This window comes from Hahella chejuensis KCTC 2396, assembly GCF_000012985.1.
Taxonomy (GTDB): Bacteria; Pseudomonadota; Gammaproteobacteria; order Pseudomonadales; family Oleiphilaceae; genus Hahella; species Hahella chejuensis.
This window is the reverse complement of sequence record NC_007645.1, coordinates 3,482,750-3,504,687: the sequence shown is the minus strand read 5'-3', so window position 1 is coordinate 3,504,687 and position 21,938 is coordinate 3,482,750. Positions and strand designations below refer to the sequence as shown.

23 protein-coding genes are annotated in these 21,938 nt (G+C 52.1%); 14 read left to right on the top strand and 9 right to left on the bottom strand.

From position 1 onward, the window contains the following. Positions 1 to 32 precede the first annotated feature (32 nt). Positions 33 to 1,421, bottom strand: a complete 1,389-nt coding sequence (locus tag HCH_RS15325) for an undecaprenyl-phosphate glucose phosphotransferase (RefSeq protein WP_202945312.1) — start codon at positions 1,419 to 1,421, stop codon at positions 33 to 35. A 474-nt stretch (positions 1,422 to 1,895) separates the two neighbouring features. Here HCH_RS15325 and HCH_RS15320 point away from each other — a divergent pair, with 474 nt between their 5' ends. Beyond that, the gene (locus HCH_RS15320) at positions 1,896 to 2,642 is read left to right on the top strand and encodes a rhomboid family intramembrane serine protease (protein WP_158304962.1); all 747 of its coding nucleotides are present in this window, start codon (positions 1,896 to 1,898) and stop codon (positions 2,640 to 2,642) included. Positions 2,643 to 2,718: 76 nt separating this feature from the next. Here the strand turns inward: HCH_RS15320 and HCH_RS15315 are convergent, their stop codons facing one another. The 4 genes from HCH_RS15315 to HCH_RS15300 all read right to left on the bottom strand — a co-directional run bounded on the left by HCH_RS15315 (position 2,719) and on the right by HCH_RS15300 (position 7,490). Further along, positions 2,719 to 4,857 carry a 3-hydroxyacyl-CoA dehydrogenase NAD-binding domain-containing protein gene (locus HCH_RS15315; protein WP_011397226.1) on the bottom strand — a complete coding sequence of 713 codons (2,139 nt, stop codon included), beginning with the start codon at positions 4,855 to 4,857 and terminating at the stop codon, positions 2,719 to 2,721. Positions 4,858 to 4,872: 15 nt separating this feature from the next. Beyond that, positions 4,873 to 6,180 (bottom strand): acetyl-CoA C-acetyltransferase, encoded by a 1,308-nt coding sequence (locus tag HCH_RS15310; protein WP_011397225.1) that lies wholly within the window; start codon positions 6,178 to 6,180, stop codon positions 4,873 to 4,875. A 298-nt stretch (positions 6,181 to 6,478) separates the two neighbouring features. Next, positions 6,479 to 7,057, bottom strand: coding sequence for an NAD(P)H-dependent oxidoreductase (locus HCH_RS15305; RefSeq protein WP_011397224.1), 579 nt, complete (start codon positions 7,055 to 7,057; stop codon positions 6,479 to 6,481). Positions 7,058 to 7,130: 73 nt separating this feature from the next. Further along, complete coding sequence (locus HCH_RS15300) at positions 7,131 to 7,490, bottom strand: MerR family transcriptional regulator (RefSeq protein ID WP_011397223.1); 360 nt, start codon at positions 7,488 to 7,490, stop codon at positions 7,131 to 7,133. A gap of 158 nt (positions 7,491 to 7,648) precedes the next feature. Here HCH_RS15300 and HCH_RS15295 point away from each other — a divergent pair, with 158 nt between their 5' ends. Continuing rightward, positions 7,649 to 8,056 carry an acyl-CoA thioesterase gene (locus HCH_RS15295; protein WP_011397222.1) on the top strand — a complete coding sequence of 136 codons (408 nt, stop codon included), beginning with the start codon at positions 7,649 to 7,651 and terminating at the stop codon, positions 8,054 to 8,056. Positions 8,057 to 8,305: 249 nt separating this feature from the next. Then, a complete protein-coding gene (locus HCH_RS15290) occupies positions 8,306 to 10,300 on the top strand; it encodes a galactose oxidase-like domain-containing protein (RefSeq protein ID WP_011397221.1) in 1,995 nt (664 codons plus the stop codon). A 160-nt stretch (positions 10,301 to 10,460) separates the two neighbouring features. Here the strand turns inward: HCH_RS15290 and HCH_RS15285 are convergent, their stop codons facing one another. The 3 genes from HCH_RS15285 to HCH_RS33180 all read right to left on the bottom strand — a co-directional run bounded on the left by HCH_RS15285 (position 10,461) and on the right by HCH_RS33180 (position 12,943). Beyond that, the gene (locus HCH_RS15285; RefSeq protein WP_011397220.1) at positions 10,461 to 11,231 is read right to left on the bottom strand and encodes a hypothetical protein; all 771 of its coding nucleotides are present in this window, start codon (positions 11,229 to 11,231) and stop codon (positions 10,461 to 10,463) included. Further along, on the bottom strand, positions 11,231 to 12,067 hold the full coding sequence (locus HCH_RS15280) for a hypothetical protein (protein ID WP_011397219.1): 837 nt from the start codon (positions 12,065 to 12,067) through the stop codon (positions 11,231 to 11,233). Before HCH_RS15280 ends, HCH_RS15285 begins: the two co-directional genes overlap by 1 nt. A 53-nt stretch (positions 12,068 to 12,120) precedes the next feature. Further along, a protein-coding gene (locus tag HCH_RS33180; RefSeq protein WP_085944396.1) for an IS5-like element ISHch3 family transposase occupies positions 12,121 to 12,943 on the bottom strand; the annotation gives its coding sequence in 2 pieces (ribosomal slippage) (positions 12,121 to 12,619 and positions 12,618 to 12,943; 825 coding nt in all). Between the two features lie 332 nt (positions 12,944 to 13,275). Here HCH_RS33180 and HCH_RS15270 point away from each other — a divergent pair. The 6 genes from HCH_RS15270 to HCH_RS15245 all read left to right on the top strand — a co-directional run bounded on the left by HCH_RS15270 (position 13,276) and on the right by HCH_RS15245 (position 16,203). Beyond that, positions 13,276 to 13,626: a hypothetical protein gene (locus HCH_RS15270; protein ID WP_041598690.1), complete on the top strand. Its 351-nt coding sequence runs from the start codon at positions 13,276 to 13,278 to the stop codon at positions 13,624 to 13,626. Positions 13,627 to 13,689: 63 nt separating this feature from the next. After that, positions 13,690 to 13,986: a hypothetical protein gene (locus HCH_RS15265; RefSeq protein WP_011397218.1), complete on the top strand. Its 297-nt coding sequence runs from the start codon at positions 13,690 to 13,692 to the stop codon at positions 13,984 to 13,986. A 66-nt stretch (positions 13,987 to 14,052) separates the two neighbouring features. Beyond that, positions 14,053 to 14,526 carry a DUF1851 domain-containing protein gene (locus HCH_RS15260; RefSeq protein WP_011397217.1) on the top strand — a complete coding sequence of 158 codons (474 nt, stop codon included), beginning with the start codon at positions 14,053 to 14,055 and terminating at the stop codon, positions 14,524 to 14,526. Between the two features lie 171 nt (positions 14,527 to 14,697). Then, entirely contained in the window at positions 14,698 to 14,991 is a 294-nt protein-coding gene (locus tag HCH_RS15255) for a hypothetical protein (RefSeq protein ID WP_148212585.1), read from the top strand. A gap of 31 nt (positions 14,992 to 15,022) precedes the next feature. Then, positions 15,023 to 15,295, top strand: a complete 273-nt coding sequence (locus tag HCH_RS34620; protein ID WP_011397215.1) for an NIF family HAD-type phosphatase — start codon at positions 15,023 to 15,025, stop codon at positions 15,293 to 15,295. A 422-nt stretch (positions 15,296 to 15,717) separates the two neighbouring features. Then, positions 15,718 to 16,203 carry a VOC family protein gene (locus tag HCH_RS15245; protein ID WP_011397214.1) on the top strand — a complete coding sequence of 162 codons (486 nt, stop codon included), beginning with the start codon at positions 15,718 to 15,720 and terminating at the stop codon, positions 16,201 to 16,203. Between the two features lie 82 nt (positions 16,204 to 16,285). Here HCH_RS15245 and HCH_RS15240 read toward each other — a convergent pair whose 3' ends face one another. Next, positions 16,286 to 17,212, bottom strand: coding sequence for an alpha/beta fold hydrolase (locus HCH_RS15240; RefSeq protein WP_148212584.1), 927 nt, complete (start codon positions 17,210 to 17,212; stop codon positions 16,286 to 16,288). Positions 17,213 to 17,329: 117 nt separating this feature from the next. Here HCH_RS15240 and HCH_RS15235 point away from each other — a divergent pair, with 117 nt between their 5' ends. The 5 genes from HCH_RS15235 to HCH_RS32400 all read left to right on the top strand — a co-directional run bounded on the left by HCH_RS15235 (position 17,330) and on the right by HCH_RS32400 (position 21,686). Then, entirely contained in the window at positions 17,330 to 17,713 is a 384-nt protein-coding gene (locus tag HCH_RS15235; protein WP_011397212.1) for a winged helix-turn-helix transcriptional regulator, read from the top strand. A gap of 170 nt (positions 17,714 to 17,883) precedes the next feature. Continuing rightward, positions 17,884 to 19,284 carry a tyrosinase family protein gene (locus HCH_RS15230; protein ID WP_011397211.1) on the top strand — a complete coding sequence of 467 codons (1,401 nt, stop codon included), beginning with the start codon at positions 17,884 to 17,886 and terminating at the stop codon, positions 19,282 to 19,284. Between the two features lie 16 nt (positions 19,285 to 19,300). After that, a complete protein-coding gene (locus tag HCH_RS15225; RefSeq protein ID WP_238385001.1) occupies positions 19,301 to 20,029 on the top strand; it encodes a DUF2182 domain-containing protein in 729 nt (242 codons plus the stop codon). A 2-nt stretch (positions 20,030 to 20,031) separates the two neighbouring features. Further along, positions 20,032 to 20,490, top strand: a complete 459-nt coding sequence (locus HCH_RS34260; RefSeq protein WP_041598688.1) for a hypothetical protein — start codon at positions 20,032 to 20,034, stop codon at positions 20,488 to 20,490. 284 nt (positions 20,491 to 20,774) lie between these two features. Then, the gene (locus tag HCH_RS32400; protein ID WP_011397209.1) at positions 20,775 to 21,686 is read left to right on the top strand and encodes an NYN domain-containing protein; all 912 of its coding nucleotides are present in this window, start codon (positions 20,775 to 20,777) and stop codon (positions 21,684 to 21,686) included. Positions 21,687 to 21,938: the final 252 nt, after the last annotated feature.

The following is a 21,938-nucleotide window of genomic DNA, read 5'->3' as shown; positions in this document are numbered from 1 at the left end:
GCGGTAACCGGATGAAGTTCCAGGTTCCGGTTTCAGTATGCGTACTCATCCTTGTAGACCATGCCGACAGTCATCAGGATGATTTTCAGGTCCAACGCCAGCGACCAGTTGCGCAGGTAGTCGAGATCGAACTCGATCCGCGCCTGCATGCGCTCCAGGGTTTGTGTTTCGCCCCGCAAACCGTTGACCTGAGCCCAACCAGTGATGCCCGGCCGGACTTTGTGGCGCACCATGTAGCCTTTGATGAGCTTGCGGTATTGCTCGTTGTGCGCCACCGCGTGCGGGCGGGGGCCGACGATGCTCATCCTGCCTTGCAGCACATTGATGAACTGGGGAAGCTCATCCAGTGAAGTCTTGCGCAAAAAGCCGCCGATGGGCGTGAGCCGCTTGTCGCCATTTTGCGCTTGTTTAATCACATCGCCGTCCTCGCAGACGGTCATGGAGCGGAATTTGTAGACGATGATTTCCTCGCCATCCAAACCGTAGCGGCGCTGTTTGAAAATGATGGGGCCGGGTGAACTGACTTTCACCATGCCAGCGATGACCGCCAGCAGCGGCGCGATCATCAGCAGAATCAGCGTGGAAAGAACAATGTCGCTCCAGCGCTTGATCAGCCCGTTAACGCCCCGGAACGGCGTATCGCAAACAGAGACGACCGGCATGCCGGTGACCTGGTGGACATTGCCCTGGATCAACTTGGTCACGAACATATCGGGAATAAACAAAACGGAAGCGGTGGTGTCGCCCAGGTTGTCGAGAATCGCCAGGATGCGAGGCTGCGTGGTCATGGGCAGCGACAGGTAAATACTGTTGACTCGCTGGGCCTTGCAGTATCCGTATAACTCAGAAAAATCCCCCAGCACTGGCCAGTCGGCGCCTTTCGGCAGTCGATCCGCCGTTCGGTCATCGAAAAAGCCCAGTATTTCGACGTTGTAATAGGGGCTGCGGCACAGACGTTTGGCCAGCTCCAGTCCCTGTTCGTTCATGCCCACAATGACCACTTTCTGTCGATCGCCGCGCAGTTGCAGCAATACCGTGAAGTAGCGGAACGCCAGATGCGCGCTGACTTGCATGGCGGGGCCGATCCACAGCCAGTGGAGGATGGTGGTCAGTGAGAATAAGTCTATCGATCGCGTGGCGTAGCCTAAAGATAGAATCAAAAAGGCGATAACGAACCAGCCTAATAATATGTTGATGAGACAACGGCTCAAGGGTTGGTGCAGTCGCGATTGCCCGGGGAAGGCGACGCAGAATGCAAATAATGCGGAGATCATCGATGGCGCTTCAATGGCGCCTTCAAATAAATAACTCACCAACAAGATGCTGATGAACAGGGCGAGGGGGTCCAACAGCGCCTCGCAAAACTGATGCAGATTATTCCGGCCAAAGCCGATCTTCATTGATCGTTGCAGGTTGTCCATATGTACCTCTAATCCTTGTGTACATCTAATCCTTGTGTACATCTAATCCTTGTGTACATCTAATCCTTTACTTCCTTGGTTCCTTGTTTTACTGAAAGCGCGTCAATCTCCTCTAGGGTCCGGAGGTGGGAGGGCTGGGAACAACTGTTCGCGGGCCCCAAAAAGGCGGCGTCAGCGGCCGCTGTGAAAGCCTGTTTCTGTTCGTCGTGTTAACCTGGGTCTTCATTGTGTTAACGTGCGTCTGCGCCCGGGGTATGTTAGTTTCCATATGTGCCGAGCAATATGTCCTTTAAGTTTCAATAAGTTAAAAGCTATCGCAGGGAATCCAGCGCGTCCATGTCATCTTTCTATGAACAGCTAAAAGAAAGGGTCGCCGTTACTTACACTTCAATGATAATCATTCTCGGGATTATACTCGCTTTTGTCTCTATATGGTTAAAAAACGGTGAATTTTGGCATGTCCCAAGTCATGTCATGCTGCAGTGGGGCGCCAACTTCAGCCCGGCGACGCAGAACGGGCAATGGTGGCGGCTGGACGCCGCGATTTTTCTCCACTTCGGAATCGTCCACCTGACCCTGAACGCCTGGGCGCTATGGGATGGGGGGCAGTGGGTGGAGCGCATGTACGGCCAGATGCGTTTTTTAATTATCTTTATAACGTCAGGTCTCATCGGCAATTTATTTTCCCTCGCTTTGCATGTCGTCAGCGTCGTCTCCGCAGGGGCTTCGGGAGGCATATTCGGCGTCTATGGCGCGTTACTCAGTTATCTCTGGTTGAATAAATCCCGTGTACCTTTGACCGAATTCAGATGGTTGTTCTTCGGCGCCGCTATCTTCTCTTTGCTCACCATCTTTTTGGGTTTCTTGATTGATGGCGTTGACAACGCCGCCCATGGGGGAGGGTTCATTACCGGCCTGATTCTGGGCGCCTTGCTTATTCCCCGCGACGCCCGCCAACTCTCTCCGCTTCGTCGAGGATGCATCGCGGGATTGGCGAGCGCCGCCCTTGTCGCGCTATGGGCGTGCCTGCCTGAACCCGGTCGCTATCAGCCGCTGAAACGCCAAGTGCGCGTTATAACCATGGCCCAGTCCGACGGGGATATCGCTGACTATGCGAACAGCTTCGAAGCGCTCTCCTCGCGCCCCTACGACAACGGCTTGCCGTCAATGGAGATGCTCGACCGCCTGGAAGCCTACGCCAGGCGGCATGGTGCGGAATAGGGTGCGGAATAGATGGCCATGGCGCTATTCGGGCGGGCTCTCATCCCCCGGGACGGTCTGAGGGCGCTGTTCGGCTTCATAACTCAGTCTGGGAATCGCGGTCCTGTTTGTGCCCGCGTTCTTCATCGGCGATTAGAGCGGGCATTTCCCAACCTCTGTCCGGCGTGAAACGGTCGCCATAATCCTGAGCCATCAGCGTGAGCATACGTTTGATCTGGGTGGGGCCGCACGCCTGGATGTAGCGGAACGGGCCGCCTCTGAAGGGAGCAAAGCCCGCTCCCAGCACCATCGCCAGATCGCCGTGGTCTTTCTGTTCAATCACCTTCTCCCGCAGACAGGCCACGGCTTCGTTCAGCATGCGGTAAATCATGCGCTGACGCAGGGCCTCCATTTCCTGATCATCCGGACGGGAGACTTTGGTCTTCTGCGGCTCGCCGTCTTTGTATTCATAGAATCCCTGGCCGGTTTTGCGGCCCAGGCGTTCTTTGGACACCCAGTTCTTGAACATGGCCGGCGCGTCGCCGCGAATCAGTCCGCTCATGTGCTCCGCCACGTCAAGACAAATATCCAGGCCCACCAGATCCACGGTTTCGGCTGGCCCCATGGCCATGCCAAATTCTTCCGCCGCTGCGTCCAGGGTTTCCGCCGGGACGCCTTCGTCAAACATGATCATCGCTTCAAGCAGATACGGGGTCAGCACCCGGTTCACGAAAAAACCGGGCGCACTGTTGACCGGCGTGGGTACGCGCTTGATGAGGGCGGCGAAAGCCATGGCGCGATCCAGCGTCTGTTGCGAGGTCTTGTCGCCCTTGATCACTTCCACCAGCAACATTTTTTCCACTGGATTGAAGAAGTGGAGCCCAACCAGTCGCTCAGGGTGGGCAAGGCCGCGCGCCAGTTCGTCAATGGGGATGCTGGAAGTGTTGCTGGCCAGGGTTGCGTCGCTTTTCATACGCGGCTCTATTTCCTGATACAACTGACGCTTCGCCTCCAGTTTTTCCGGAATCGCCTCCAACACCAAGTCGGCCCACGCCAGGCCGACGCCTTCGGGGTCCGGCGTCAGGCGGTCCCGGGCGACCATCGCCAGCCGTTTGTCCCCAAGCTTATCGCGGAATAACCCGTTCGCATGCTTGTATGCCTCAGCGAGGCTCTCGGGATTCTGATCCTGCAAGGTGACGCGCAATCCTTTGAGCGCACACCAGGCGGCGATGCCGCCCCCCATAGCCCCGGCGCCGATAATATGCACATGTTGGATGGTATCGCGGGCGTTGCGGCCCTGAGCTTTCATTTCCTGTTGCAGCAGGAAAATACGCCGCAGGTTTTGCGAGGCGGGAGTGCGGCTCATGGCGACGAAGGATTCCGCCTCTTTATGCAGCATTTTATCCGTGTCTCTGCTGTGATGGTCCCATAGCTCAACGACGGCATAGGGAGCGGGATAATGACTGCGATCTGCGCGTTTACGCAGTCGCCGCTGTAGTTCCGAAGCCACCGGCCCGCTCAGCAGTGACGCATTCAGAATCTTGCCGCCCAGGCTGGGTTCATGGGGCTTGGGATTGTCCCGCACGATAGCGAGCGCGGCGTTGGCGAACTGGCGTCGTGGCGCGATGTGGTCCACCAATCCCAGTTCATGGGCGCGTTCGCCGGAAACCGGTTTGCCGCCAAGAATCATGTCCATGGCGTCAGTGACGCCGATTAAGCGTGGCAGGCGCACGGCGCCGCCCCAGCCGGGATGGAGCCCCAGCTTCACTTCGGGAAAGCCCAGTTTGGCGTCCGCAGTAGCGATGCGGAACCGACACGCCAGGGCCAGCTCCAGTCCGCCGCCCAGACAATAGCCGTGAATCGCCGCCACTGTGGGGTAGGGCAGCGCTTCGATACGGTTGAAAATCTGTTGAATGGACAGCAGTCGATCCACCGGACGTTCCAGGTCTTGCAGTTGCTCGATCATGTTGATGTCGGCGCCGGCGATAAAGCCCGCGTCCTTATCTGAGATGAAGGCGAGGGCGCTCGGAGCGCCGGAATTTGAGGGCTGTTGCTCCAGCATGTCGACTATTCGGGTCAATTCCCCCAGCACCTCCGTTCCCAACAGGTTGGCGGAAGCGTCTTTTTGATCCAGTCGCAACCAGAGGATATTGTCCGTGTCACGCTGCAAGCTCCAATGCATAAAGGCGGACCGTTCCAGTTCTACGATGGGGTGGGCTTCTTGAGTCTGCTCCATGGTTGAGTTCTCCCTTTACGATTCAATATTTTCCACCAGCATCGCGCCGCCTTGTCCGCCGCCGATGCATAATGAAGCGATGCCGCGTCGCGTCTGATGGCGCCGCAGTACGTGGATCAAGTGAAGGACGATGCGGGCGCCGCTGGCGCCGATAGGGTGTCCGAGACCAATTGCGCCGCCGTCTACATTCAGGCGCGTCATGTCCAGTTCTCCCAGAGCCTGCTCCAGCCCCAGTTGTTCCCGGCAATAGGCGTCGTCAGCCCATGCGTTCAGACAAGCCAGCACCTGCCCGGCGAAAGCCTCGTTGATTTCCCAGTAGTCGATGTCGTCCAGGCCCCAACCTCGTTGTTTGAGAATGGCGGTTGAGGAGAGCGTGACGCCCAGCCCCATCATCGAGGGATCAAGCGCGGCCCAGGCGGTATGGGCGAGACGGGCGATGGGGGTGAGGCCGTGTTTTTTCAGACCCTGTTCGCTGGCCAGCAACAGCCAGCAGGCCCCGTCGGTGATTTGCGAGCTGTTGCCGGCGGTGACGCTGCCGAACGGATCAAAAGCCGGTTTGAGTCGCGCCAGGGACTCCGCCGTGGTGTCCGGGCGCATGCCGTTATCCTTGTCGAAAAAGGTCCCGTCAGGGGAGTACAGCGACGTGCGCTCCTCCTTGAAGTAACCCGCTCCATCGGCGTGAGCCAAACGTTGCTGGCTGAGCGCGGCGTACTCGTCCATGGAGCGTCGCGACACGCCGAAATGCTCCGCCTCTTTTTCTGTGGTTTGTCCCATGTTCAAGCCGACGATGGGGTCGGTCAGTCCTCGCAGTAACCCGATAACCGGTTGCACATATTGGGTTTCGAACTCTGGAATCAGCTTGATTTTTTCGAGGGGAGAGTCGGCGTTACGCCAGTCCGCCAGCCAGTTGAGCATATCTTCGCGCAGCAGCACCGGGGCATGGCTCATGGCTTCCACGCCTCCGGCGAGAATCAGATCGGAGCGACCGTCGGCGATGCTGGCGGCGGCATTGTCCAGCGCCTGCATGCCGGAAGCGCAGTTCCGGTGCACCGTATAGCCTGGCGTCGCCTCGCCGCATCCCATGCGCAGCGCCGCTACGCGGCCGATATTGGCTTCCTCCGGACCGGCCATGGTGTTGCCGAGGATGACTTCATCGATCTCCTCCGCATTAAAAGGCTGGCGCAGCAACAGCGCGGCGCCGGTCTGTGCGGCGAGATCGCCAGCGTGGAAAGGGCCGGGGCGGTCGCCTGCTTTGATAAAGGGGGAACGGGCGCCGTCAACCACATAAACGGGCTCAGAGGGTTGAGATTCCTGTATAGACATAGATTTCCTCACTTCAACAGTTGCAGTCCATTGACTGTTGATCGGGGCAAGAAACATGCCCCCCCGACCGCCGCAGGAGACAGGGCCCGACATGCGCAGGCTCTGTCGTTGTAGACAAAGAGCAGGAAGCTCTTTGTCTTCCTGATTAATAACTGCCGCCGTTCCCGTCAGACTTGCAATGATTTTTGTAAGGCTTACAAGAGCGTCTTCAATAGCCGGTTTGAGCGGGCGCAGCCCTGTGCAATGAACGCTGAAAGTGGGACCTTCAAAAAGTGGGACCTTCAAATGAGGCGCAGGTTCAGCCGCCCGTCGCCGCCAGCTGCAACGTCTGCTGCAGCCAGCGGCGGCGGACGTCGTGGGTGGATTTGACAATCGGTCCGAATTCGCTGATTTTCACCGGCTTCACGCCACAGAACTCCAAGACCGTTTTTTTCATCATTTTATGACTGGGAGCGCCATAAACCCATTTGTAGTACCAGGGCGGCGTATCCATGGTGACCAAGAGCCGCGCCGTTTTTCCCGCCAGCAGTTGCTGAGGAAAAGACGCTCCTTCTTCAAAACGGAACGCGAAGCCCGGCAACAGAATGCGATCCAGCACGCCTTTCATCAACGCTGGAACCGATCCCCACCAGACTGGATAGGCGAAGACCAAGTGATCCGCAGCCAGAACCTGTTGCTGCAATCGCAATAAATCCGGCTCCAGGGGCATGATGGCGTCATAGCCCGCCGCCAGATTGGGATCAAACTCCAACTCCCGCAAATTCACCTGCGTCACCGGGAATCCCGCCTCGCCCGCAGCCGCCGCGTAGTGTTGCGACAAGGCGCTGGCGAAGCCATCGTTTTTAGGACTGCCGTTAAGCACCAGTATTTTCTTCATCTACAATCTCCAGACACGTGATCAGATACCCGTTTGACGGCGCAAATGCTAAACCTTGTCCTTAGGGACAGAGTCAACAACGACAGGATGAGTTTTGCAGATCTTCCTGAAGCTGTTTAAGGCGCTTGTCCAGACTTTGAATCGCCTGCATTTCTTCGTGCAGCGTTTCCCGTTTCAATTTGACCATGGCTATCGCCGCATCGAAGGGAAAGCCTTCGGACACATTGACGCCTTCAACCAGCTTCCTGAGTTCGGACAGTTTGAATCCAAGCGACTGGGCCTGCTTGATCAGCGTGACCGCCTCAACGTCATCGTCAGAATAAACCCGGTATTTTTCCCTCCGTTGCGGCTCCGGCAACAGCCCCAGAGCTTCATAGTGGCGAATGGCCTTCGGCGTGGTTCCGGTCAATTTCGCCAATTTGCCGATATACATGTCCAGCGGTCTCCTGAAATCTACGTGATAGCGAGTATTCTATGGTTGTTCGGCTATAGATGAGGCCGAAAGTCCAAGATTGCGAGTAGGGCGCGCGTGACAATGGTTTGCGCGGCGCCCAAAAACATCGGAAAAGAAATAACTAGCGAGTGAATGCCATGAGTTTTACGACAAAGCGAACAATCCTGTTTGGCGACTGCGATCCGGCCGGCATTGTGTATACGCCAAGGGTGTCTTATTTCGTGATTGAGGCGGTGCATGAATTCCTGACGCACAAGCTGGGCGCGCCGGGAATCCGCGAGATATTGGATATGGGGATTTTGCCTCCGGCGCGGGCGTTTTCCATGGAGTTCCTGGCCCCGATGGCCTGGGACGAGACCATCAGCATTGAAGTCCGCTGCAAAGAGTTAACCACGACCTCATTCAGCTTTTTCGTTGAAGCCCGTAACCATGCCAACGAAGTAACCTTTCGCTCGACGTTAACCCAGGTCGCCGTCTCGCCGGAAACTAAGCGCCCCGTGCCGCTTCCGCCGCGGCTTCGCGGGGCTTTAAGCGCCCCTTATTAATCAGGCAGACAAATAGCTTCCTTCTATTTTGTCTGTAACGACTTGCCTGCAACGACAGGGCCTGACATGTGCAGGCTCTGTCTCCCGCGGCTCGGCCCGATTTCCAGACTTTTCAAAATAATCGATTAATTTAGTCGAAAAAATTGAACCAATTCTCCAGACGCCCTTCTAACAAGGCCTCATGTTAGTCAATAAAAACAACAAGCTGCATGAGAAACCTAAGAAGTTAATTAATTTGGAGAAGTACACGTGAGAATACGTGAAATAATTGTAGGTACGGGCATAGCTGTGACCTCCCAGATAGCGTTTGCTGAGATACCGGCGGGTTTATTCAACCTTGCCGGTAAGGACAGTGGGCTCTGTTTTCAACGTAACGAGACAATGGGTTTGGTTCAGCTGGCCTGCTCAGCGGACTCCCTGTTATGGAACGCTCAGCAGAATCCTGACGGGAGTTACCGGCTGACCACTACGGTTGAGAACCGGGAATATTGCATTAACGCGCCGGGCGTCGCCGGAACGGACGTCAAACTGGGCGATTGCCAGGCCGCAAGACCGTTGAATATAGCGCCTTTAAGGGATGGTTATCGGATCAGTGAAGCGGCAACGGAGCTCTGTCTGAATATCGCAGGCAATCGATTCACTAACGGTGCGAAGCTGATGCAATTCGGCTGCACGACCGGTGACAACGAAAAGTTTGACCTCAAACCCGCCGCCAAAACGGTAGTTGGAGAGTGGAGCGACACTTTTGAGCTGGGCCTGGTGGCGATTGCTTCAGCGGTTCTACCCGACGGGCAGCTGGTGTTCTGGTCGGGGTCCACGCCGATCAGTTTTCATGGCGATGACGTCACCTATACCGGCGCGTTCAATCCCAAAGATGGAACACTGTCTCAATATGTGGTGAAAGACACCTATGAGATGTTCTGCCCGGCCACGGTCATGGATCGGGACGGGTCGCTGCTGATTTTGGGCGGTGGCGGCGATCAGGCCAAGCGCAAATATGTGGTGACCTATAACTCAGACACCAACGATTGGGTGAGGGAAAACGACCTGGAAAAGGCGCGCTGGTACAACAGCGCCGTCGTCCTCGGCGATGGTTCCGTCTTCACCATCGGCGGCGATGGGGACGGGTCCACTAATCCAAAATCCTTTTTCGAAAATATGAAAGGGGAAATCTGGAATCCAGACACCCGCAGCTTCAGGTACTTAAGCAATACCCGGGATATTGGTTACGACAAAATCGAAACCATCACTGATATCGACGGCAGACAAAACAGTGATTACGGTCTGGCCCGTGGGCAGTATTACCGAAAACTCGCTGTCATGCATGACGGTAGCATTCTGGAGTACGCGCCTTACAAGAACTTCGTGCGTCATACTGTCGAAGGCGAGGGCGGGTCCATGCTGACCGGCCAGGGACGTGAGGATGGACCGAAGTACATTCAGGGCGCCGCCAATGTCCAGTACAGCGCGGACAAGCTGCTGCTAATGGGCGGAAACGCCAGGTTCGGTATTGAAGACTACAAAGACGATCAGGCGGAAATCAATGTCAGCGAGTCACTGTATTCCGTCTATGAAATCGATCTGAAAACCGGTGAATCCGTGCGCAAGGAAAACATGCGCCATCCCCGGTATTACGCCAACTCGGTGGTAATGCCGGATGGCGGCGTTTTCACAGTGGGCGGCTCCCGGGACAGCCACCTCTTCGATACCAGCGAAGCGGTGTATACGCCGGAAATATACGATCCGGTCAATGACGAATGGACGGAAGTCGCTCCGCATCAGGACCCTAGAAACTATCACTCGACCGCACTGCTGCTTCCTGATGGTAGAATCTGGGTTGCCGGCGGCGGCGCCTGTGGCGCGAGTTGCAAGTTCAACTACACCACGGCGGAAATCTACAGTCCTCCGTACCTGTTCAAAGGCGATCGTCCGGAAGTCTCCCTTGTCAACAATGGGCCGACGGGATATAACGGAAAAATCGGCTATAACAAGGATTTCGATATTCGCTCTGAACAGACTATCAGCTCTGTCGCGCTGATCCGCTTGTCTGCAGTCACCCACTCATCCAATACCGATCAACGACGCATCGAATTGGAAGTGGACCCATTGGGCTCCGACTACTATCGGCTGACCACGCCATTGAACTCCAATATCGCGCCTCCGGGCTATTACATGCTGTTCGCGCTCAATGAAAACGGCGTGCCTTCTGAGGCCAAAATGGTGAAGTTGGATAACTCACTCTAGGGGCTAAATAGAAGTCATTAACCCACATTCTATTCATTGAAAGATGAAGCAAAGGCCAGGTATTAACTGGCCTTCGCCTGGATCGATGCGGCATTATGCGCATGATAATAGCAGGAGGAATAAGGTGGTAATGGTTGAATTGCGGAGCCTTCAGAGAGGGCTATTCTTTTGCTTGGGCTTCTTGCTTCCGTTTTTGGTATTCCTCTGAGAGCTGTAAACTTGTGGTGGCCATGAAGTCTGAAATTGAGCGCTCAACCGCGTCATCAATATTATGGTCACCGTTGTTATATTCGCGGTTTAGGGCTTTAGCCTCAAAATGCAGGGCTATGTCATGATCGTCGGATATTGGTGTGTGATATAAAGCTTGTCTGGGCGAGGACGGTTTGCCAACAGTGTAGGAGTACCAGTCTGTACCTGCGAATGTTGACACTTCTATATCTGAGTTAGACTTTGGATACCTGAAAAAATCCCTTTCAGGGTCGATATCAATTACCTTGTTATGCCGCCGTGCCCACTCATTTTTGTTAAAGCTTCCCCAAACATCCTCGCAATACTCAAGTATCCATAGCTTAAGCTCAGACGGTGAAAAGAGTGAGCCAGGTTTATTGAAGTGTGGGTGACGTTTTCGGACTCTAACTTTTAGTGAAAGAGAGCCAATTGCGCCCTCTCCAAATGGCTTGTCCCAATATTTCCAGCCAGTGCTAATCATCAAGCATGAAAAGCCTTTGTTATTGCTCCATGCTTCAAAGGCTTCATCTTTGTATAGATCAATTTTCAGCGGTCCTTGCGTAACCCCTGATACCAGTTCGCTTCGAGGACTGTGAAACTTAAATGATGTTCCAGACAAGTTGAAATGAAGGAGTGGAGCAGACTTAAAGTCTGGCCCCATTGGGTTCATTTTGTTTGCGCTGAAACGTCTGAGCCAACGCATTATTTGGCCATCCCCGCCATATCTCTCGCAAGAGCGAAAAATGATTTGAGGTAACCGCCATTCCTGATTACAACTTGAGCATCAAAGTCTGTGCCGCTTCGTGTGGGATGCATATGCGGATTTAGTGCGGAGGATTTTGATGAGTTCGCCAGCAAATTTCTCATCTTAGCAGCTACAAGCAAAAGGCCAACTGTTGTTGTACCGACTGTCCAGTAACCACCAAATGATTCGATGATAGACATCCCTGCGGCAAGGTTTAAGCCGGCATTGCCAAGAGCAAAGCCTGAGCCGCCAGCACCCAATGCACCACCAATGGTGTATGCTGCATCTGTTCTTGCTTGTGCTCTTATCACTTGATGGGCTTTTGCAGGGTCTCCACCAAAGCCCTCAACCTTGTTTGCTAGCTTGAAGCTGTCATAAACCTTTGACATTACGCAAGTCCAGTCATATGACTGCGTTTTAGTTACATCAGAGGCAAGTTTTATCCCGCGCTTTTCAACTTCGTTAAATAATGGGATGGCTATTTTTCGTGGAGCACCCATAAACAGAGTAAAGTTATTAAGCTGCATATCTGGTAATTGCTGTAACGCCTTAAGTAAAAGCAAGCATCCATCACCGGTTGCTGCAATCTTAATATGTTGTCCCATTTTGTGAGCTTGATAAAGCCCTTTGGCGAGCTTCGTCTCAGTAAACGAGGCGGAAGATTGTTTCTGAGCTGGTGTAGTCCACTCAGTGCCCCTGCTATAAAGCGGTGGCGGGTTGTAGGCGAGAGTATAACCTTTTTGTCTTATCTCGGCTTTGTCGTCTTTGTAGGCATCTTCTAGTACTTTAGGCATTATATTAATGCCTGCATCTGAGATGTCTTCTGCTAAGTAACTATCTCATAACCTCATTGACGCCCCTGTAGCCGCCACATCCGCCGAAACCATAACAGACCACATGCCAATTGCAGCAATCCCAGATAGTTGCTGTCCTTTTTGTCATAGCGAATCAGTAACGCACGGCACTTAGACAGCCAACCAAACGTGCGCTCCACTACCCAACGCCGGGGCTTTCCACTTGGATGACGGTCCGCTGGCTGCGCCTCCTCGCCAATTCGGCAGATATGCGGTATGTAGTCATGCCGGGCTGCCACGTCTTCGCTCGCCACATTGTCATACCCCTTATCCAGGCATAAATGCTGCCGCGCCTCCACCGTTGGAGCCGGACGCTCTACCACAATCGACTCCAGCGTCGCTTCCAGCAGCTTATGGTCGTTGACATTGGCTCCGGCGATGACGAGTCCCAAGGGGCCTCCCTCGGCTTCCACCAGCAGGCTTTTCTTGGTTCCCTTCTTGCCTCGGTCTGTCGGGTTCGGCCCCACATTCTCCCCCCCCAAAGCGGGCTTTCCCCAGCCAGCCGTCCGCACTTTGCCATTCCCAGTCCACCCCTTCCAGTTCCTGGCAGTCTCGCAATAGACTCGCCCAGATCTTCTCCATCACGCCGTTTTTACTCCAGCGCTGAAACCAGCGATGGACCGTGGCGTCATCCCCAAATCGGCGGGGCAACTGGTTCCACTGACAGCCTGAACGCATCCGAAAAATAATCCCGTTCAAATAGCCCCTCCAGTTGCCGATGGGGCGGCCACCCTTGGCGCTGGGTTGCCAGTCTTCTTTTAAAATGGGTTCGATTCGTAGCCATAGCTCGTCCGGTACTTCCCATAGAGTGTCCAGGGGTTTCGATTTACTGGACGGGGCGCTTGAGTCCTTTTGTGACATGACGTTTCCTTATCAGAGAAGTGGCGCCTCAGTGAACCGGCAAAGGTTAAAAAATTCAAGTGGGGGTTATGAGATAGTTACTAAGCCGTTGATGGCAAGGTATCGATCCTGAAATGGAGCCGGTTGTGTAGATGGTAGGCCACGATGCGACGTTTTTTGGCGTTAGACACGAGAGCGGATGTAACATAGGAAGCACAGTGGGCTGGATGAGTTTTCTACGAAGTCTTGGTCCAGATAAAATGCGAATGCGAATGCGAATGCGCGATAACTGTTTTTTATGAATTAAAATGAAACTACATAAGCAATATGATTATTTGAAATCGGAAAAGGCTGCTTTATTAAAGCGCATTTCAAATTTATGGATTCCGATGTATTTTATCGTTCATATAATGTATTTTTTTTCTGTCGGTTTTCTTCTGGGTTTTAGCTTTGAAGAGTTGACTACATCTACTGAGGGGGCTAAGGATTCGAGCTTACTTGAGGTGATTGTGATTGCTTCAATTCCTCTTGCCGCATGGCTAGCATGGGGTATTGCTTGTTTGCCCTTTATCTCAAAGGGTAAGCTGTGTGTGGATGAGCTAAAGATCATAATGCTTAAATTAGAGTACCCAACTTGCTGGTTGGATAATGACTTATAAAAAGCCAAAGCACACAGGATTAGTAAGGTCAATGCTTTAGGCGTTATGTGTGGAGTGGGGACCATGAAGCGATTTAAAAATGACGAAATAGCTACTCAATTTGTTTCTGATTTCGGAATGACATTGGAACTATTTATTGATACGGGTAACGAATCTATAGATGAAAGTGTAGACTATCCGCTGCTGAAATTTTACGCTGACGAAGAAAGCGAAGAGAAATTTGTAGAGTTTTGGTCTGGAAAGGAGTTAGTCCAAATTCCCGTATCCAAATTGAGAGAAGCGCTGGAACTTGTGGATAAAGAAGTCCATTCAGAGGCTTGGTTTGAAAAGAATGTATTCAAGGATAATGAAAACACGTAGCCATGAGCTGAAAAATTCGCAAACAACACACTTATAAGCTGAACGTTATGCCTCAGGGAGAACTAAATGCCTTTAACATGGAATGACCTTACGGTCAGCTTTACACACATTGATCGAAATAAACTAGTCGAAGATTGGAAGTGGCTCGTAGGTCAATCGCTGCCGATATTAGTGACCTCTATTGGAGATGCCTTCCTACAGAATGAGTCAGGGGAAATATATTGGCTCATTGCAGGTAGCGCCGAGTTTGAGAAAGTTGCGGAGTCTTACGAAGAGTTCAAAATAAAGCTGCAAGATAATGAGCTTCTCAACGAGTGGTTTTTGGTCCCTTTGGTGCTTCAACTCAAAGAGCAAGGCTCCGTGCTTGAGCGGGGTAAACTGTATGGCTTTAAGCGGCTGCCAGTTTTGGGTGGAAAATATGAGCCAGAAAACTTCGAACTCACTGATATAGAGATTCATTTTGCTTTGTCGGGTCAAATGAACTTCCTAATAAAAGATCTACCAGACGGCACGCAGGTTAATTTTCGGGTTTCCGAGTAAAGGCGCATCGTAACGATCAAGCAAGTACAGGCAAACGCCCGACGCCTAATGTGGCTTTTTTTGGAATAATTGGGCGGTCCTTACTTCGCCCTGTTGAAATACGACGCCGATACATTTCGCTTTTTCGTGATGTCTGTAATGGGGCCGGATGAACGTTTAGCGGAGAAGTTAATGGCGCTGCTAAGATCCGCCTCGGCGTTTAAGACCGTCGATACGCCGGATGTGGTTTTATACTGGCCCGAACTGAGCGGTGCGATCGATTTTGAAGGCATGTTGTCAGTGGCCCTGGTGCGCCCCCAAGCAAGCCAGTTCGCCGATATGGCGCAACTCAAGGAAGCCGGGCTTGATAAGAAGACAATTTCCGCCAACTACAAAGATCTCGAATCCTGGTATGGCGACTTCATCAGTAACAATCAGGCTGATCGCTGGCAGTCGCCAGAGTTTGTGGATGCCCGGTTTTTGTGAGGATTACGACGAGTAACAGGACTCAACATCAATGAATAGCAATAAGTCAAAATCAAGCTCTGATATTGTAATTGCGCCGAACTCTGTTTTGGCGTTAGACCTTGAGGGTACATTGATCTCGAATGCGATGAGTCAAATACCTCGGCCCAACTTGCATCCATTCTTGACAAACTGTAAGCAGGCATTCCAAAGAATTGTTATTTTTACCGCCATTAACGAAGAACGGTTTCGCAAAATAGCAATTTTACTTTCAGATGAAGGGGTAGCCCCTGAATGGTTTAAAGACATTGAATATATCAATTAGAGCGGCGAATACAAAAATCTAAATTTCATACCATACTCAAGTATGAGCAGCACCATCTTAGTTGATGATAGGGTTGAGTATATCCAGCCCTCACAAATGGACTGCTGGCTACATATACCTGAGTTCGCCCCTCCGTACCCCAGCACCGACAATGAATTGAACATGCTATGGAAAAAGCTTCTGAAATGTCATAGCGATTTAATGAAATAAACATCATTAAATGCACACACTGTTCTGATGGCTCCCTTCAAGGGGGCGACAGAAACAGGATATAAGCGGAGCCTGATCAAAAAATCGTACCGTAGGAGTAATAGGCTTACATTCAAGATTTTTTGCGCACGACGGTCGAAATGGGATGTCGCTGAACGACTACTCAGTGATTGCAACAAAGAGTTTGTGCCCAACAAATAAGGAGAGCAGAGATGTCCAACCTCGTTACCTGTCTGTGGTTTGATCACGGTGAAGCCAGCAAAGCGGCTGAGTTCTATGCCGCCACTTTTCCTGACAGTCATGTCGGCCGCGTCAACATGGCCCCTGGTGATTTTCCCGGTGGTCAGGAAGGGACTGAGTTAACCGTCGAATTCACGGTGCTTGGCCGACAGTTTGTCGGCCTCAACGGCGGTCCGGTTTTCACTCCCAATGAATCCGTCAGCTTCATGGTCGTGACGGAGAATCAGGAAGAAACGGATCGCTATTGGAACGCCATTATCGAGAATGGCGGCGCGGAGAGCGCCTGTGGCTGGTGCAAAGACCGCTGGGGATATTCATGGCAGATCACGCCGCGACGACTGCTTGATCTGACCACAAGCTCCAACCCGATCGAGGCGAAGCGCGCATTCGAAGCGATGATGACCATGAAGAAGATCGATATCGCCGCCCTCGACGCGGCAGTGGAGGATATCTCTTGAACTTCCGTTGAGACTCCGCCAGTCAGATGGAAAGACAGAGCGGAGTCGCAGCAACGCAGACACAAATAAAAGAGCAGGGGGATCAGGCTTTCCCCCGTATCCCCTTGTATTCACCCAGACACCAATTAGTTAACGTCTTTAGATATTCTTCTCCTGCATCTTCAGATGAAAAGTGGGAGGCGTTTTCAAAGACGACGAGTTTGCTCAAGGGAATATGCTTTGCAAGATAGTCGGCGTTGCTGACGTCAACGAACGGATCGAGTTTTCCCCAGGTAACCAAGGCAGGAACCGAAATACTTCGTAAACGTTCCTGAATCCAGGGGAGATCCTGAGCGTAGGCGCCAAAGAAACTCATGGCGCAACGATGACTTTGCAGGTCATGGGTTATCTGGTAATACTCTCGAATTGCATTTTTTGTGGGCCGATAACGTTTGTAGCCCTCTTTCACTGCGACCATAAAGTTAGTCTTCATAACCGCTTTTCTATTTAGCCCCTTCGCAAGCCATCTGACGAAACCTGATTTGATAACCGCCGTCAAAATGGGAGACATTTTGGGCGGATAACTGCCAGGACCGTCAAAAATATTAATACTCTCGAAGCGTTCTGGGTGAGCAATAACGGCCGCAAGCGTAGTGGGAACGCCCACATCGGGGCCAATCAGGTGCGCCTTCTGAATGCCAAAGTGATCCATTATTTCAACGACGGCTTGCCCCAGTTTTCTCGGCGACATATCGCTTTCATCTGCTTTGGTAAGTCCGAAACCAGGAATGTCGAAGGCAAGCAGATTAAAATCATGAGAGAGCCTTTCCCAAAAACTCTCCCAGATGCGGATGCTTTGAGGCAAGCCGTTGAGCAGCACTAAAGTTGGAGCACCCTCTTTGACGTGACGAACATACCGAACATTAAACTTGCCGACAGCGACGTATTTAGGCGCAAAGAAATCGATTCCAGAGTCTGCGCGGCGTGTCGCATATTCATTTAACGCCAGGTTAAGTAGAGATTGAGTCATAAAATTGGCTTCATGTTGGTTACTAATGTGTACTAACATACATAAAAGAATTCTGGACAACAATTAGGCACTAAAATATGCCCTAGTTACCTTTTGATAACCTGTGAGTGAAGAGTAATGAGCACCAAGACCAAAAACGGCAAGCGAGTTTTCTTGCAAAATGAAGACTGTCCGATTCGAAATGTGGTCAGTCAGGTAGGGGATAAATGGTCGATGCTGATCTTATTCAGCCTCGTTGAAGGGCCAGATCGCTTCAATTCCCTGAAAACCCGAATCGAAGGCATCTCTCAGCGCATGCTGACGCAAACCTTGAGAGATCTGGAGCGGGATGGATACGTCAACCGCACGGTTTATCCAGAAGTCCCGGTAAAAGTGGAGTATAAACTGACTTCTCTGGGAGAAGGTCTGGCCAAGTCACTTTGGAAACTGGTTTCATGGGCCAACGCACACCACGATGAAATTCGCAATGCCCGACGGGAGTATGATCGGGATAATGGTTAGGTTTGCAGCATGGCGTTCCACCTAGCCAGCCCTCCAATAAAATGAAGGAACGCAATGGGCTGATCACATTTCCACCAAATATTTTAAAAGCATCTATATTTAACGGACAAAAGGTAGTTATACATTGGAACTACCTTTGGATGTGGCGCAGCGCCCCAAGGAGGGTCACCATGAAAACAAGACAAAACGTTTACGAATTGCAAGACGAGACGCTGTCCTGGTACTCAAGAGCCGTTGAGGAAATGAAATCCAGGGACATTAACGATCCCACCAGCTGGTGGTACCAAGGAGCCATTCACGGCTACGCAATCTACCCCAGTGCTTTAACCTACTGGCAGGACGCCACAGGTTTTCCGCCATCCCAGCAGACCGTCAATAGCGGCTTCTGGAACCGTTGCCAGCACGGTACCTGGTACTTCCTGCCGTGGCACCGCATGTACCTGTTCTACTTCGAAGAGATTGTCGCCAAGGCAATCCGTGACATGGGCGGGCCCTCAGATTGGACGCTTCCCTACTGGAATTACTGTGACGCATATAACACAAGCGCTCAGGCGAGTGAGCAACAACAAGCCCTGCAAATCCCACCTGAGTTTGGGTCTTCCCAGGGGCCCAATACCGACTTCGCCGCTTTATGGATAAAAAACCGGCGCAACTATGTGTTGAATAAGAACAACGTTAATCCCTGGCCCGCCATGAATGAAGTGGAGTTTACCAATATCAGCAATGACTTAAGCTTTGGCGGCGGAGTCACAGGATTCGCCCACTCAGGTGGCGAGACCGGGCAACTAGAAAGCCTTCCACACAACGTTGTGCACACTGATATTAACGGCGCCATGGGGAATCCCGACACGGCTGCTCTCGACCCCATATTCTGGCTACACCATGCTAATATCGACCGGCTGTGGCAGGTGTGGCTGGCTCAGGCAGGTCGCACCAACCCTGCTGTGAATGCGTGGAAGGATTTCCGCTTCAAGTTCCATGACGGCAATGGCCAACCTGTCGAAATGGCGGTCAAAGACGTGGAGACGACCGAATTACTGGGTTATGTATATACCCCGTCCTTTCCTCTTCCTTCCACCAAGCCTGTCAGAAGAACAGCGCCGCCAATGGATGTTGTCGGTGCGACCCCAGGCAGCTTTTCGGTCGGCGATCATATGGCGCCCATGGATCTGACCATGACGCCTCAGCCGGTAAGAGGCGCACGCCTTAAGTCCGCCAGAGCTGATGACGAAAAAAGAACCATTTTGCGAATCAGTAACGTGAAAGGTAAAGGCGCAACGTCCCCGATCGATCTGTTCATCACCAACCGTGATAACGAAGAAGGCAACGAAGAAAACTTCGTGGGCTGTATTGGACTGTTTGGCCTCGAAAATGCCTCAACTCCCAGTGTTGAGAGTGATGGCGGCGGCTTGAACTTTGCTCTCGATATTTCCGACACGATTAACAAGCTCAGGCAGCGTGACGATTGGGACGAAGAAAAAATTCGGGTCCAATTGATCCCCCAGTCAAAGCAGGACAGTGATGTCGAAATAAACGTTGGCAGAGTCAGTTTGCACAGTGAAATTGATTAGCGAACGGTATGCTGACATGAGCGACAGGATGAGCCGTCTGACAACGGCTTATCCCTACTGGTGGCTTTTCATGGTGAGCGCGCTGAGCTGGGCATATTTGATTTCGGCTGAGCTGAGCCGCTCCGCACACTCACATCACCCTATGTCAGCCACTCCCATTGTGGCGCTTTCTGGTAGTTTGCTGGCCTGGCTAATGATGGTTTCAGCGATGATGCTGCCCATGCTCAGCGGTTCAGTCCGGCGGGTAAAAATCATGATGCCACGGTATCAACACTTAAGGTTGATGCCCCTTCTTGTGTCTGGGTATGCAATCGTCTGGCTGATCGCAGGAGCTGTGGTAGAGGTTATCAGGGGAATTTTGTATCAGCTGCCCTATATTGAGCATGACGTGATCTCACCATTACCTGTTGGGTCGCTTGCCTTTTTGGCGGCGGCGGTCTGGAACAATACATCATCCCGAAGAAAAGCCGTTTTTGCCTGCAGCAGCGGCGTCCCCATGCGAATCAGTGGCTGGTATGCCTACAGGGATACAGTCTATTTTGGCCTAATCAAGGGCATGAGTTGTGTAAAAGCCTGCCTTCATGTCATGTTGGCGCTGGTAATCGCCGGGCACAATCTTTGGCTGATGATGATTGTGACGGCTGTTCTGTTATATGAACGCATACTTCTGCCCAGAGAAACCAGACTGGTGTCCTGGATGTGCTGTGCGCTGGCGGTGTACCCATTACTGATCTGGCTCAATTGATTATGGCGTCACCTTCCATAAACATTATGGCCGAGCATCCTGGACCGTTAATCTTGTCAGGGGATGAGGTAGAAATCCGGCTGGGAATTTATGAGGAAAATCGACCTCATTTCAATCGCGAGTCTTTGTGCGACTCACGGGTATTCCTAAACTTTCATCGCATCTTCGGTGAACCCGGCAGCCCTAACTACGATGTGTTTCTCGTTGCACACACACAGGGAGGCGCGCTCCACTATATCGGCTCATTATCGTTTTTTTCCGTCCGGCCAAGAAACCCGGACAACAACGAAGGAATGAACCTAAAAATAAAAATCGAGTCCCCCATAAAAGAATTGCTTGGTCAGGAGGCAGGCAAGAGAGAAAGCCTGACTCTACAAATCACCCCCCAGGACCAGGCCGACGAGCCAATACCCATAGAGGTGGAGTTCATATTCCTTTGCTGTATACCGCACGAACAGTAGCCTCTCCTGCATACTATTAATCAGGCAGACAAATAGCTTCCTTCTATTTGTCTGCAACGACAGGGGCCCTGTCTCCCGCGGCTCTCCGCCGCGCAGGCGCATTCATGCGCCAGATATCAACATGTCAATATCATTGCCATATTAATAAGCGCGTCGGCGTTCCGTCATTTTCACAGCGTCCAAGGCCACCCACTTGTAAATGTTACGAATTAGGGAGGGCAGCCGAGATTCCGCCAGATATAATGAGTAAAAAGGTTATAAGCGACTCAGAGCGGAAGTGACACATGAAATACGATGGGCTAAAAGCCGGCATATTCATCGACAATGACAATTTGATCTATGGACAGGATCGTGAGGGGCTGGACTACAGCGCCATCATAAAGTTTGTGGAAGATCTAGGGATGCTTGTCATTCGAGCGAATACCTACATGGCGGTTGATGAAGACAGGGAACAAAAAGACGCCAAATACCGGCAGGAACAACGAAAACACCGCAGTGATATCCGCAACGCCGGGTTCAGAGTGTTCGAGAAACCCTTGAAAAAATACCAACAAGAAGACGGAACCGTATACGCAAAAGGCAATGTAGACCTGGAACTGGCCGTAGACGCCTTGCTCCAGACCGACAATCTTGACTATGTTCTCCTTGGCAGTGGCGACGGTGATTTTTCCCGCGTCGTATCCGCATTGCAGCACAAGGGCAAAAAGGTGGAGGCATTCGCTTTCGACAATATTTCCACTGAACTGAGTCAAGGCGTGGATACCTTTTACCGTCCGGATGGCGAACATGGCCATAAGATCCACGGGTTTCTGAAGAAAAATCAGGCCGCTCTCAAACAGCCGACCAAGACGGAAAAGAAAGAGAAGGTCACAAAACCAGTTCGTGAGATCGCCACCATCAAGGCGGGTTCCTGGAGAGAGGACAAGGGCTTTGGTTTCCTGACCGTTAAGGAGGAATCTGGCAAAACGAGCGACCTCTTTTTCCATGTATCGCATGTGCGTTTTTCCGGGGGGACACGCCCTACCAACTCTGAGATGACAACCATTGCAAAAAGTGGATGCCAGCTGGAGTTTGAGCGAGGGATAAGTGAAAAAGGCAACAAGACCTGCGCTGTAAAGATCATTCCGGTCTCAGCGGAAGGGGAATTCGTTGAATATCTTTCTTTACGAGATATAAGCTCCAGAGTGCTTGCGTAGACGCAAATAGGGGAGCAGGGGGGATCAAGTTTCCCCCGTATCCCCATCAGGTCCACACTCTTTTTGAGTCCCCTGCCGCACCCTTGGCGCAAGGCGGAGAATCGCAACGAAAGTCTCGAATTTACCTGCATGCAATGACGAGCACGCAAGTCTTTTTGCCCTATACCTCCTTAGAGATAGGCGCGGTCTTAATCCGAATCACCTTGATATGTATCAATAAGAGATCAAACAGACCCTTTTAACCTTGGGGCG

Coding starts and splice junctions, on each gene's coding strand:
- HCH_RS15325 (WP_202945312.1), bottom strand. CDS start 1,421: ATGGACAACCTGCAACGATCAATGAAGATCGGCTTTGGCCGGAATAAT.
- HCH_RS15320 (WP_158304962.1), top strand. CDS start 1,896: ATGCTGCAGTGGGGCGCCAACTTCAGCCCGGCGACGCAGAACGGGCAA.
- HCH_RS15315 (WP_011397226.1), bottom strand. CDS start 4,857: ATGGAGCAGACTCAAGAAGCCCACCCCATCGTAGAACTGGAACGGTCC.
- HCH_RS15310 (WP_011397225.1), bottom strand. CDS start 6,180: ATGTCTATACAGGAATCTCAACCCTCTGAGCCCGTTTATGTGGTTGAC.
- HCH_RS15305 (WP_011397224.1), bottom strand. CDS start 7,057: ATGAAGAAAATACTGGTGCTTAACGGCAGTCCTAAAAACGATGGCTTC.
- HCH_RS15300 (WP_011397223.1), bottom strand. CDS start 7,490: ATGTATATCGGCAAATTGGCGAAATTGACCGGAACCACGCCGAAGGCC.
- HCH_RS15295 (WP_011397222.1), top strand. CDS start 7,649: ATGAGTTTTACGACAAAGCGAACAATCCTGTTTGGCGACTGCGATCCG.
- HCH_RS15285 (WP_011397220.1), bottom strand. CDS start 11,231: ATGCGTTGGCTCAGACGTTTCAGCGCAAACAAAATGAACCCAATGGGG.
- HCH_RS15280 (WP_011397219.1), bottom strand. CDS start 12,067: ATGCCTAAAGTACTAGAAGATGCCTACAAAGACGACAAAGCCGAGATA.
- HCH_RS15270 (WP_041598690.1), top strand. CDS start 13,276: ATGAAACTACATAAGCAATATGATTATTTGAAATCGGAAAAGGCTGCT.
- HCH_RS15265 (WP_011397218.1), top strand. CDS start 13,690: ATGAAGCGATTTAAAAATGACGAAATAGCTACTCAATTTGTTTCTGAT.
- HCH_RS15260 (WP_011397217.1), top strand. CDS start 14,053: ATGCCTTTAACATGGAATGACCTTACGGTCAGCTTTACACACATTGAT.
- HCH_RS15255 (WP_148212585.1), top strand. CDS start 14,698: ATGGCGCTGCTAAGATCCGCCTCGGCGTTTAAGACCGTCGATACGCCG.
- HCH_RS34620 (WP_011397215.1), top strand. CDS start 15,023: ATGAATAGCAATAAGTCAAAATCAAGCTCTGATATTGTAATTGCGCCG.
- HCH_RS15245 (WP_011397214.1), top strand. CDS start 15,718: ATGTCCAACCTCGTTACCTGTCTGTGGTTTGATCACGGTGAAGCCAGC.
- HCH_RS15240 (WP_148212584.1), bottom strand. CDS start 17,212: ATGACTCAATCTCTACTTAACCTGGCGTTAAATGAATATGCGACACGC.
- HCH_RS15235 (WP_011397212.1), top strand. CDS start 17,330: ATGAGCACCAAGACCAAAAACGGCAAGCGAGTTTTCTTGCAAAATGAA.
- HCH_RS15230 (WP_011397211.1), top strand. CDS start 17,884: ATGAAAACAAGACAAAACGTTTACGAATTGCAAGACGAGACGCTGTCC.
- HCH_RS15225 (WP_238385001.1), top strand. CDS start 19,301: ATGAGCGACAGGATGAGCCGTCTGACAACGGCTTATCCCTACTGGTGG.
- HCH_RS34260 (WP_041598688.1), top strand. CDS start 20,032: ATGGCGTCACCTTCCATAAACATTATGGCCGAGCATCCTGGACCGTTA.
- HCH_RS32400 (WP_011397209.1), top strand. CDS start 20,775: ATGAAATACGATGGGCTAAAAGCCGGCATATTCATCGACAATGACAAT.